Source organism: Nocardia brasiliensis IFM 10847 (assembly GCF_000710915.1).
GTDB lineage: Bacteria > Actinomycetota > Actinomycetes > Mycobacteriales > Mycobacteriaceae > Nocardia > Nocardia brasiliensis_A.
In genome coordinates this window covers 55,334-67,035 of the sequence record NZ_BAUA01000082.1, presented here as the reverse complement: position 1 = coordinate 67,035, position 11,702 = coordinate 55,334, and the positions used below count along the sequence as shown (strand labels likewise).

Annotated in this window: 5 protein-coding genes; 3 read left to right on the top strand and 2 right to left on the bottom strand. The window is 68.4% G+C overall.

Annotation, left to right across the window (positions count from 1 at the left end; translation table 11 throughout):
• On the top strand, positions 1–7,879 hold a 7,879-nt coding region (locus tag NBRGI_RS17855), incomplete at its 5' end, for a non-ribosomal peptide synthetase (protein ID WP_036559664.1).
• 57 nt (positions 7,880–7,936) lie between these two features.
• On the opposite strand, the gene NBRGI_RS17850 is transcribed toward NBRGI_RS17855, so the two are convergent.
• On the bottom strand, positions 7,937–8,497 hold the full coding sequence (locus NBRGI_RS17850) for a peroxiredoxin-like family protein (protein WP_029897703.1): 561 nt from the start codon (positions 8,495–8,497) through the stop codon (positions 7,937–7,939).
• Between the two features lie 70 nt (positions 8,498–8,567).
• Between NBRGI_RS17850 and NBRGI_RS17845 the strand changes: the two genes are divergently transcribed.
• The gene (locus tag NBRGI_RS17845) at positions 8,568–9,185 is read left to right on the top strand and encodes a TetR/AcrR family transcriptional regulator (RefSeq protein ID WP_029897702.1); all 618 of its coding nucleotides are present in this window, start codon (positions 8,568–8,570) and stop codon (positions 9,183–9,185) included.
• On the opposite strand, the gene asnB is transcribed toward NBRGI_RS17845, so the two are convergent.
• A complete protein-coding gene (gene asnB, locus NBRGI_RS17840; protein ID WP_029897701.1) occupies positions 9,178–11,013 on the bottom strand; it encodes an asparagine synthase (glutamine-hydrolyzing) in 1,836 nt (611 codons plus the stop codon). The two genes, NBRGI_RS17845 and asnB, sit on opposite strands and share 8 nt — an antisense overlap.
• Positions 11,014–11,083: 70 nt before the next feature.
• On the opposite strand from asnB, the gene NBRGI_RS17835 reads away from it, so the two are divergent.
• Positions 11,084–11,695 carry a TetR/AcrR family transcriptional regulator gene (locus tag NBRGI_RS17835; RefSeq protein WP_029897700.1) on the top strand — a complete coding sequence of 204 codons (612 nt, stop codon included), beginning with the start codon at positions 11,084–11,086 and terminating at the stop codon, positions 11,693–11,695.
• The last annotated feature ends 7 nt before the right edge of the window (positions 11,696–11,702 follow it).

Sequence of the window (11,702 nt, the reverse complement as noted above, 5' to 3'; positions counted from 1 at the left end):
GGAGTGGGTCACCACGTTGCACGTCGTTCCCTCGATGCTCGACGCGCTCACCGCGGGTGATTTCCCGAACTCGCTGTGGCGGGTCCTGGCGATCGGTGAGGCGCTGCCGGGTGCGCTGGCCCAGCGGTTCGTGCGTGAGCACTCGCGTACCGAGCTGTTCAACCTCTACGGGCCGACCGAGGCGGCGGTGTCGATCACCAGCCACCGGGTGACCCGCAACGATCAGACCTCGGTGTCGATCGGTGCGCCGGAGTGGAACAGCAAGGTGTACGTGCTGGACGCCCGGTTGCAGCCGGTGCCCGACGGTGTCTCCGGTGAGCTGTACCTGGCCGGTGCGCAGTTGGCGCGGGGTTACTTCGGTCGCCCGGATCTGACCGCGGATCGGTTCGTGGCCAACCCGTTCGAGCACGGTGTGCGGATGTATCGCACCGGTGACCTCGTGGCGTGGAACAGTTCCGGCGAGCTGGAATACCGGGGGCGCACCGACTTCCAGGTGAAGATCCGTGGTTTCCGGATCGAACTCGGTGAGATCGAAGCGGCGCTGCTCGCGCTGCCCGAGATCGCACAGACGGCGGTGATCGCGAAGTCCGATCCGAAGACCGGTGATCGCCTGGTGGCCTACCTGGTGCCTGCCGACGGTGAAGTCGATGTGGCGCGGGTGAAGTCGGCGCTGAGTGCGGGTTTGCCGTCGTACATGGTGCCGTCGGCGTTCGTGGTTTTGGATCGTTTGCCGTTGAATGTGAACGGTAAGTTGGATCGGAAGGCGTTGCCGGAGCCGGAGTTCGAGGCGCAGGTGTTCCGTGCGCCGTCGACGCCGATCGAGGAGATCGTGGCTGGGGTGTATGCCGAGGTGCTCGGTGTCGAACGGGTCGGCGCGGACGACGATTTCTTCGGTCTGGGCGGTAATTCGTTGTTGGCGACCCAGGTCGCGGCGCGTATCGGTGCGGCGCTGGATTCCCGGGTACCGGTGCGGATGTTGTTCGAGGCGTCCACGGTGGCCGGCCTGGCGGTCAAGGTCGAACAGCATGCCGGTGCCGGGGGCCGCAAGGCCCTGGTCGCCGGTCCGCGTCCGGAGCAGGTTCCGTTGTCGCTGGCCCAGCAGCGCATGTGGTTCCTCAACCAGTTCGATACCGCCTCGGCCGTCAACAACATCCCGGTCGCGGTGCGGCTCACCGGTGAGCTCGACGTCGAGGCGTTGCAGCTGGCGGTCGCCGACGTCATCGGCAGGCACGAGACGTTGCGCACGGTCTACCCGGAACAGGGCGGGGCCGCGCATCAGGTGATCCTGCCCGCCGAACAGGCGGTGCCGGATCTGACGCCGGAAACGGTGGCCGCCGAAGACATCCGGCAGCGGATCATCGACGTGATCACCGCCGGGTTCGACGTCACCACCGAGGTGCCGTTGCGGGCCGAGCTGTTCCGGGTCACCGACGCGGAGTACGTGCTCGTGTTCGTCGCGCACCACATCAGCGCGGACGGCTGGTCGATGGGCCCGCTCACCCGCGATGTGATGCTCGCGTACGCGGCGCGTTCGGCCGGGGTGGCCCCGGGCTGGGCGCCGCTGCCGGTGCAGTACGCGGACTTCAGCCTCTGGCAGCGCGACGTGCTCGGCGCGGAAACCGATGCGACGAGCCTGATCTCGCAGCAGGCCGAGTACTGGCGGGCGGCGCTGGCCGGCCTGCCTGACGAACTCAACCTGCCCGCCGACCGGACCCGCCCGACGACCCAGTCGTTCGCGGGTGGCCGGGTGGTGTTCCCGATCGACGGTGAGCTGCATCGTCAGCTCACCGAGATCGCGCGCGAACACAACGCGACCATGTTCATGGTCGTGCACGCCGCGCTGGCGCTGTTCCTGGCACGGATGTCGGGCACCGACGACATCGCGATCGGCACCCCGATCGCGGGCCGCGGCGAGGCCGAACTCGACGACGTGATCGGCATGTTCGTCAACACGCTGGTGCTGCGCTCGCACGTCGAGGGCGATCTGACCTTCGGCGACCTGCTCGCCCGCACCAAGGACGCGGATCTGCAGGCGTTCGCGCACGCGGACCTGCCGTTCGAGCGGCTGGTCGAACTGCTCAACCCCGAGCGTTCGACCGCGCGGCATCCGCTGTTCCAGGTGGCGCTGTCGTTCGAGAACCTGCCGGAGACCAGCTTCGAGCTGCCCGGATTGCAGGTCGCGGCGGTCGATTTCGACGTGGACACGGCGAAATTCGATCTGTCGCTGACGATCCGGGAGGCCGCGGCCACCGACGCCGCGGGCATGTACGCGGAGTTCTCCTTCGCCCGTGACCTGTTCGACGACGCGACCGTGGAGGTGTTCGCGCAGCGCTTCACCCGACTGCTCACCGCGATCGCCACCGATCGGGAGACCCCGATCGGTGACCTGCCGCTGCTGGACGAGGCCGAGTACGAGCTGCTCACCCACGTGCACGGCGAAGACGTGATGGCCACCGGGCTGCTGCCCGACCTCCTGCAGCGTGGTGCGCAACTGAACCCGGAGCAGATCGCCATCCGCTACCAGGGTCGCTCGATCACCTACCGCGAGCTCGACGAGTACTCGTCGCGGCTGGCGCGGGTGCTGATCGACCGCGGCGTCGGTCCGGAACGGATTGTGGCGCTGTCGTTCCCGCGTTCCTACGAGATGGTGGCGGCGTTCTGGGCGGTGGCCAAGGCCGGCGGCGCGCACGTGCCGATCGACCCGACCTACCCCGAAGATCGCATGCGGCACATGGTGAACGACTCGGGTGCGGTCATCGGTATCACCGCAGACGAGTACGTGGACCGGCTGCCCCGCGATGTCGAATGGCTGCGTCTGGACGATCCCGCGCTGGACGCGGCGATCGAGGCGCAGTCCCCGGCGTCGGTGACCGATGCCGATCGGATCGCCTCGCTGGCGATGCGGCATCCGGTGTACGTCATCTACACCTCGGGTTCGACCGGTATGCCCAAGGGCGTCACCGTGACCCACGCCGGTATGGGTGGTCTGGTCGGTGTCGCGACCGATCTGTACCAGCTCGAGGCGCACCACCGGTTCCTGCACATCTGCTCGCCGAGCTTCGACCCGTCGGTGCTCGAATGGCTGTGTGCCGCATACACCGGCGCCACCCTGGTGATCGTGCCGTCGACCATCATCGGTGGACCGGATCTGGCGGAGTTGCTGCGCACCGAGCGGGTGACGCACACGATCATCACCCCGGCGGTGCTGGGCACGATGGACCCGGCGGGGCTGGAAGCGCTCGAAGTCGCTTCTGTCGGTGGCGATGTCACCACACCGGAGCTGCTGGCCAAGTGGTACCCGGGCCGGAAGTACTTCAACGCCTATGGTCCGACCGAGACGACGATCATTTCTTCCTACGCGTCGCTGACGCCGGGGCGGCACGTCACCATCGGTCTGCCGGTGCGCGGCATGTCGGCGCTGGTCCTCGACAACCGCCTCAACCCGGTGCCGCCGGGTGTCGCCGGTGAGCTCTACCTCGCCGGTGGCGCGGTGGCGCGCGGCTATCACAACCGGCCCGACCTCACCGCGGAGCGCTTCGTCGCGAACCCGTGGAGCGACGAGGGTGCCCGCATGTACCGCACCGGTGACGTGGTGCGCTGGTTCGCCGAACCCGGCGAGCGGGCGGGCAATGCGGCGGTGCCCGAGGTGCGCTGGGAACTGGATTACGTGGGCCGCTCGGACTTCCAGGTGAAGATCCGTGGTTTCCGGATCGAGCTCGGCGAGATCGACACCGTGCTCGCCGGTCATCCGGACGTCGAGTTCTCGATCACGCTGGGCCGCGAAACCGCGGCGGGCGCCACGATTCTGGTGTCCTACGTGCTCGCGGCGCCGGGCCGGGAGATCGACACGGCCGCGCTCGGTGAGTACGCCGGGCGCAGCCTGCCGCCGCACATGGTGCCGTCGGCGATCATGGTGCTGGACGAGATTCCGCTGACCCCGGTCGGCAAGCTCGACCGCAAGGCACTGCCGGAGCCGGTGCTGGCGCCGCGCGAGTTCCGGGCGCCCGCCAGCGAGATCGAGGCGGTCATCGCCGAGGTCTTCGCGGAGGTGCTCGGCGTCGAGCAGATCGGCTTGGACGACTCGTTCTTCGCGCTCGGCGGCGACAGCATCCTGTCCATCCAGCTGGTGTCGCGGGCCAAGGCGCGGGGCGTGGTGTTCTCGCCGCGCGACGTGTTCGAGCGGCGCAGTGTCGCCTCGCTGGCCGAAATCGCCACCTTCGGTGCGGGTTCGGAGCAGGTGAAGCTCGAGGAGCTGCCCGGCGGCGGTGTCGGCGAGATTCCGTTGACGCCGATCATGAGCCAGATCCTCGGTGGCGGTTCGGCTTACGACCGCTTCTCGCAGACGATGGCGCTGCGCCTGCCCGACGGCATCGATCGGGAGACGTTGGTCGGCACCATCGCGGCGGTCTTCGATCACCACGACGTGCTGCGGACGCGGTTGCGCCGCAACACCGCTGACGAGCCGGGCCAAGCCGATCAGTGGGTGTTCGAGGCGTTGCCGCAGGGCGCGGTCGACGTTTCCGCGCTGGTGCATCGGGTCGACCTCGCGGCCGACGTCGACGACGCGGAGCTGAAGCGGGTCGGCAGTGCGGCGTTCGACGCCGCGCTCGGGCGGCTCGATCCGGCGAACGCGGTGATGGCGCAGTTCATCTGGTTCGCTTTTGCGGGCGAGCGGCGTGATGTGTTGCTCATCGTGGCGCACCACTTCGTGGTCGACGGCGTGTCCTGGCGCATCCTGATCCCGGACTTCGCGGTCGCGTGGTCGCAGCTGGCCGCCGGTCAGCAGGTGGCGTTGCCCGCCAACGGCACCTCGATGCGGCGTTGGGCGCACAGCCTGGTCGAAGCGGCCGCGGCGCCCGCACGGGTCGCGGAACTGCCGTTCTGGCAGCAGGTCACGAACACCCCGGATCCGCTGCTCGGCACGCGCGCCTTCGATCCTCGAGTGGATACCTTCGCCACCGTGGAACGGGTCGAGGTCACGCTGCCCGCGACGGTCACCGACGCGGTGCTCACCGCGATCCCGGGCCTGTACCGCGGCGGTGTGAACGACGGTCTGCTGTCCGCGCTGGCCATGGCGGTCGCCCGCTGGCAGCACGCGGACTCGGCCCTGATCAAGCTCGAGGGCCACGGCCGTGAAGAGGAAGTCGTTCCGGGTGCGGATCTTTCGCGCACGGTCGGCTGGTTCACCACGGCCTACCCGGTCCGGCTCGATCTGCACGGCGCCGACCTCACCGACGCCTTCGCCGGCGGGGCCGCGCTGGGCGAGATCGTGAAATCGGTCAAGGAGCAGCTGCTTTCGGTGCCCGACAAGGGCCTCGGTTACGGTTTGCTGCGGTACCTGAACGCGGCCACCGGGCAGCGACTGGGCGGCGCGGGCCAGATCAGTTTCAACTACCTGGGCCGGATGTCGGCCGGGGAGATCCCCGAGCAGCTCGCCGAAATCGGCTGGGTGCCGGTGGCCGACCTCGGTCAGCTCGACGGCGAGATGGATCTGGACATGCCCGCCAACGCGACGATCGATATCAATGCGATCGTCACCGACGGCGCGGACGGCCCGGAACTAGGTGCCTCCTTCGCCTTCCCGAACGGGCTGCTGACTCGCGCACAGGTGCAGGAGTTCGCCGACCTCTGGGTCGCCGCGCTCACCGCGCTGGCCACGCACGCGCAGCGGCCGGACGCGGGCGGTTTCACGCCGTCGGACATGTCGCTGGTGCGGGTCGGTCAGGCCGATATCGAGCAGTGGGAACGCAAGTACCCGGCGCTCGCCGAGGTGTGGCCGCTCTCGCCGCTGCAGTCCGGACTGTTGTTCCACGCGATGATGACCCAGGCGACGGTCGACGTCTACACCATGCAGGCCGTGGTCGACCTCGGCGGCGCACTGGATGTCGAGCGGTTGCACGCGGCCGCGCAGAGCATCGTCGACCGGTACCCCAACCTGCGCACCGCGTTCGTCACCGATTCCGACGGACAGGCCGTGCAGGTGGTGCTCGACCGGATCGAAGCGCCGTGGCGCGAGGTGGATCTCACCGAGCTGCCCGCCGACCAGCGGACCGCCGAACTGCGCAGGCAGGTGGCGGCCGACCAGGCGACGCACTTCGACATGGCGGTGCCGCCGCTGCTGCGGTTCACCCTGTTCCGTTCCGGCGAAGCGCAGTGGCACCTGGCGATCACCACCCATCACATCCTGCTGGACGGCTGGTCGATGCCGCTGCTCATGCGGGATCTGCTGGTGCTGTACGCGGTTCGCGGTGAGCAGAGCGCGCTGCCGCGGGTGGCGTCCTACCGCAACTTCCTCGGCTGGCTGGCCGGGCGCGACCGCGAGGCGTCGCTGCGGGCGTGGGCGAATGCGCTCGACGGCGTCACCGAGCCGACGCAGCTTGCGCCGCAACCGCGTTCGGCCGAGCAGTACGAGATCGGCAAGCAGGTCACCGAGATCGATGCCGACCGCACCCGCCAACTCACCAAGCACGCCGCGGAATTGGGCGTCACGGTGAACACGCTGGTGCAGGCGGCATGGGGCATCCTGCTCGGACGGCTCACCGGTCGTGGCGATGTGGTGTTCGGCGCCACCGTCTCCGGTCGACCGGCTGAGCTGCCCGGCGTGGAATCAATGGTCGGCCTGTTCATCAACACGCTGCCGGTGCGGCTGCGCATCGATGATCGCCAGAGCATCGGCAAGCTGCTCGAGCGGTTGCAGCACGATCAGGCCGACCTGCTCGAGCACCACTACGTGGGCCTCACCGACATCCAGCGGGTGGCGGGTACCGGAGCGCTGTTCGACACGCTGCTGGTGTTCGAGTCGTATCCGATGGACAAGGAAGCCATTTCGGCCGCCAGCTCCATCGACGGCATGTCGGTCACCGGTGTCGGCGTCAACGACGCCACGCACTACCCGCTGACCCTGCTGGTGACCGCCGAGGCGACGATCGAGCTGACGCTCAAGTACCTGGGCAGCCGGTTCACCGCGGACGAGGTGGAAACCCTGTCCGCCAGGCTGATCCGGGTACTGGAGGCGCTGCTCGGCGATCCGGACGCGCTCGTCGGCGACATCGACATCCTCGATGCCGGCGAACGAGCCCGCCTGCTCACCGAATCCGGCATCACGGCAACGGTTTCCACCCCGGACACCGCGGCCAGGGTCGGCGCGCAGACGGTCGCCAAGGTGCTCGCCGAGGTCGTCGAGGAGGATCCGGAGGCGCCCGCGGTGCTCGCCGACGGCGACGAAATCGCCTACCACGTACTGGATCGACGTTCCTCGCAACTGGCGCGGGTGCTCATCGATCGTGGTGCGGGACCGGGCGATGTCGTCGCGGTGGCGTTGCCGCGTTCGCTGGACGCGGTGGTCGCGGCATGGGCAGTGCAGAAGGCCGGTGCGGCACTGTTGTTCGCGGGCGATCTCGCCGTGGCCGACCTGGTCGCGGCGGGCGCCACCTTCGGTATCGGCCCGGACCCGGTGTCGGACAGCCCGATTCGCTGGCTGGTGCCGGCCGACGTCCAGGCCGAACTGGCCGCGGCGGCGTCGCATCCGGTGTCCTACGCGGACCGGGTCCGGCCGCTCGGCGAAGATCATCCGGCCTTCGTCGTCCCGGCCGGCGACGGTGTCCTCGCGATCAGCCAGACGGAGGCATTGGCCCAGGCCGAGCATGTCCGCGAGGAGTACGCGCTCGACTACGAGTCGACCACGTACACCACGGCCGGGTCCGGCCGCGCCGCGATGCTCGAGTTCCTGGCCGCTGCCACCGCGGGCGCCCTGTCGGTGCTCCCGTCGGACGATCTCGCCGGCGATCTCGCCGACAACGAGGTCTCGCACTGGTTCGTCACCCCGGCCGAGGCCACCGACGCGGCCGACCCCGAGGTGAAGATCGTCATCGCCGAGTAGGACCGAAAACCGACGCCGGTGCAGTGCTCTCGACGCACTGCACCGGCGGTTTCCCGTTCAGGACAGCGGCTTTCGTGCCGGGACCAGGGCGAGCAGTTCGTCCACGGACCATTGGTCGTCGACGTGCGTGCCGTGTTTCGCGGCCAGGACTCGGCCGTCGGGCGCGATGAGGAAGTCGGCGGGCAGGCCCAGGCTGCCACCTTCGGGTTTGGTCGGGGGAGTGGGTTGCCGGTGGCGCAGGGTGGCTACCGCGGCGCTGGTCAGGCCGCGGACGATGCCGGGCCAGCCGCGCGGGTCGAGCAGTGCGCGCGGCGAGGACTCGACGCCGAAGTCTCGGTAGAGCTGTTTGCCGGGATCGGCGACGAAGTCCAGCGGGAGCCCCTCGGTGTATTTGCGCAGTTCTGTTGCGCTGGAATGAAAAACGACGACCTCGCGGATGTTCGCGGCCGTGATCTCGTCGTGCCTGGTGACGATCGAGCGTAGGTGCAGATGGCACACCGGACACCCGGCGAAGCGGCGAAACTGCAAGTGGATCAGGCGGTTCGGATCGGGTAGGTAGACCTGCCGGTCGGTGACGGTGGTCAGCACTCGATCGGCGACGGTGGTCGGCAGGGGCATGGGTTTCCTTTCGTAGGTGTACGGCGTACGCCTAAGTCCAGTATGCGCGTACCTTGTACGCTGTCAACCCATGCCCCGTCCGCGCTCACTGACCACCGCAGATCTCGCGAACGCCGCCCTCGCGGTGCTCGACCGCGACGGCCTGGCCGCGCTGACGATGCGCGCGGTCGCCAAGGAACTCGGCGTGGCCACGATGGCGCTCTATCGCTACGTCGCCGACCGCGAGGCACTCGAAGTGCTGGTCGTCGACCACATCTACGCCGCGATCGACACCACGTCGCCGCCCGCCGCCCCCTGGCAGGAGGCGCTGACCGCGCTGCTGGATCGCGTTCGCGCGGCCGTCGCGCGCCACCCCGAGACCGTGCCGCTGGTGCTGCGACACCGGCAATCGTCGCCCGCGTCCCTGCGCGTGATCGAAGCGATGCTGGCCGTCCTGACCCGTGCCGGCTTCACCGGCCCTGACCGCGTGATAGCCCAACGCACGCTCGTCGCCTTCCTCCTGGGCGCCCTGCAAAACGAGCACTACGCCGCCCTGTCCGGCCGAGGCACCGCCACCATGGCCGCCCTGGACCCCGAAACCTTCCCTCTCCTGGCCGACACCGCCACCCAAGCTCGAACCGTCACCCCCGACGACGAATACCGCACCGGCCTCCGAATAGTCCTACGCGGCTTGACCTCGCTCAGGTGAAGTGGGGGTTGTAGTGGTCGAGCCAGATCGCGAAGTCGAGGAGTTGTTCGAGGTCGAAGCGGTCGGGTTCGGTGAGGTGGGCGGCGGGACGGTCGACGGCTTTGGTGACGGCGTCGTGGTCGTAGAGGCCGAAGACGGGGTGGCCGGGGGTGGCGAGCAGGTCGGCGGATTGGTGGATGAGGGCCGTGACGTAGTCGAGGTTCTTGGTGATCGGGTAGTGGCTCTTCACGCGTTCGACCACCGAGCGGGGCAGTGTGTCGGCGGTGGCGGCACGGAGCAGGCTCTTCTCCCGGCCGTCGAACGTCTTCAGTGACCAGGGGGCGTTGTAGACGTATTCGACGAGCCGGTGATCGCAATACGGCACCCGGACTTCGAGGCCGACCGCCATGCTCATCCGATCCTTGCGGTCGAGCAGGGTGCGCAGCAGCCGAGTGATGTGCAGGTGGGACACCTGTCGCATCCGGAACTCCAGGTCGCTCTCACCGTCCAGTCGCGCGACCTCGGCGATCGCGTCCGCGAAACTGTCCGCGAGATAGGTGTCGAGATCTAGGGCCGCGGTCAGGTCGGGATCGAGCAATCTGGTGCGCTGCGCGAACTCCGGTGGCAGCACGGCGAGCCAGGGGAAGGTGGTCAGGCCGTGCTCGGCGGCGGTCCGGAACCAGCGGTAGCCCGCGAAGACCTCGTCCGCGGACTCTCCGGACAGGGCGACGGTCGAATGTTCCCGAATTGCTTTGAACAGCAGATGAAGTGACGCGTCGGTATCGCCGTGCCCGGTCGGCAGATCACGGGCGGTGACCACTGCGGCGCGGACGGCCGGGTCGGCGAGCGCCGCGCTGTCGAGCCGGATATCCCGGTGGTGGGTGCCGGAATGTTCGGCGACGGCCCGAGCGAAGGGCGCGTCGAGCGTCGCCCGCCACTCGTCCGGCACGAAATCCTCGTCCTGCTGCTGGAATTCGACACTGAAGCTGCGCACCTGCTCGCCGGTGCCGCGCAAATGGGCGGCGGCCAAGGCGGTCAGCGCGGACGAGTCGAGCCCGCCGGAGAGCAGCATGCAGCGCGGCACATCCGAAACCAGTTGCCGTGCAACGACGTCCTCGAGTAGGTCCCGGATGGTCCGTACGGTGCAGGCGCGGTCGTCCCCGTGTTCGAGCGTGCGCAATGTCCAGTAGGCGGTGGTGCGTAGTCCGGCGCGATCGACGGTCACCACCGAACCCGGGGGCACCTGACGCATCCCGGTCCACGCCGATCCTTCTGGGCGCACGCTGACGACGAACAATTCGCGCAGCCCGTCGAGGCCGATCGATCTGTCCGCCAACGGATTGGCGAGGATCGCCTTCGGCTCGGAGCCGAACAGCAGACCGTCCTCGGTCGGATAATAGTAGAAAGGCTTGATGCCGAGGCGATCTCGCACCAGCACCAGCCGCTCGGTCCGCGCATCCCAGAGGGCGAAGGCGTACATCCCGTTTAGTCGCTCGGCGAAGGCCGTGCCCCACTCGAGGTAGGCGCGCAACACGACTTCGGTGTCGGAGGCGGTGGTGCAGCGCTGCCCGCGGGCACGCAGTTCCTCGCGTAGTTCGCGAAAGTTGTAGGCCTCTCCTGAATAGACCATGGCGACAACGCCATCCGGCGTTTCGATCGTCATCGGCTGCGTGCCGCCGGCCAGGTCGATGATGGCGAGCCGCCGGTGTCCGAACGCAACGTGCGGCGCGACCCAGGTGCCGGAGCCGTCGGGTCCGCGGCACGCCATGGTGGCCGTCATCGCGTCGATGGAGTTGTTCGCTGTCGAGAGGTCTCGCTGAAAGGAGACCCATCCGGTGATTCCGCACATGCCATAAGACTAGAGTCACTCTAAAGTTCTAGCAACTATAACTTTATTGTCGATATAGTAAGCTTCCGGCATGGGTGAACCGGGGCTGCGTGAACGCAAGAAACGGCGGACCAGGACCGCGATCGCCGAGGCGGCCTACCGGCTGTTCGAGACACGCGGCTATGACGCCACGACGGTTACCGAAATCGCTGCGGCAGCGGATGTTTCGCCTGCCACCTTCTTCAACCACTTCCCGACGAAGGAGGCGGTGCTCTTCGCCGAGGGTGGTGGCCTGCTCGATGTCGGACTCGCATCGATCGCGGCGCGGCCGGCGGACGCGCAAGTCGGTGCGGTGCTCGCCGAGGCGATGCGGGCGATGCTGCGCGAAATGGCGGGTGGTCCCCGCGATCCGTCGGGCGCACTCGAGGCGACCCGGATCCGGTTGTTGATGTCGGTCCCGTCGTTGCGCGCCGCCACTCTGCAGCGCTTGTTCGAAGTGGAAGATCGCCTGGCGCGGGCATTGGCCGAGGCGTTCCCGGCCGAACTGGACGAGGTGCGGGCCGCGATACTGGTCGGTGGACTGTGCGGCGCCCTGTTCGCGGGAGGACGGGCGGCGATGCGAGCGGACAAGACTTTCCAGGATGCGGTCGACGGCGCGCTGGATCTGGCGATCAAGGCGGCCGGCGACCTGCCTCAGGGGTGATCGAAGT

What these genes read in the sequence shown, in the direction of transcription:
- NBRGI_RS17850 (WP_029897703.1), bottom strand. Translation starts at nt 8,497, where the DNA reads ATGCCCCTGCCGACCACCGTCGCCGATCGAGTGCTGACCACCGTCACC.
- NBRGI_RS17845 (WP_029897702.1), top strand. Translation starts at nt 8,568, where the DNA reads ATGCCCCGTCCGCGCTCACTGACCACCGCAGATCTCGCGAACGCCGCC.
- asnB (WP_029897701.1), bottom strand. Translation starts at nt 11,013, where the DNA reads ATGTGCGGAATCACCGGATGGGTCTCCTTTCAGCGAGACCTCTCGACA.
- NBRGI_RS17835 (WP_029897700.1), top strand. Translation starts at nt 11,084, where the DNA reads ATGGGTGAACCGGGGCTGCGTGAACGCAAGAAACGGCGGACCAGGACC.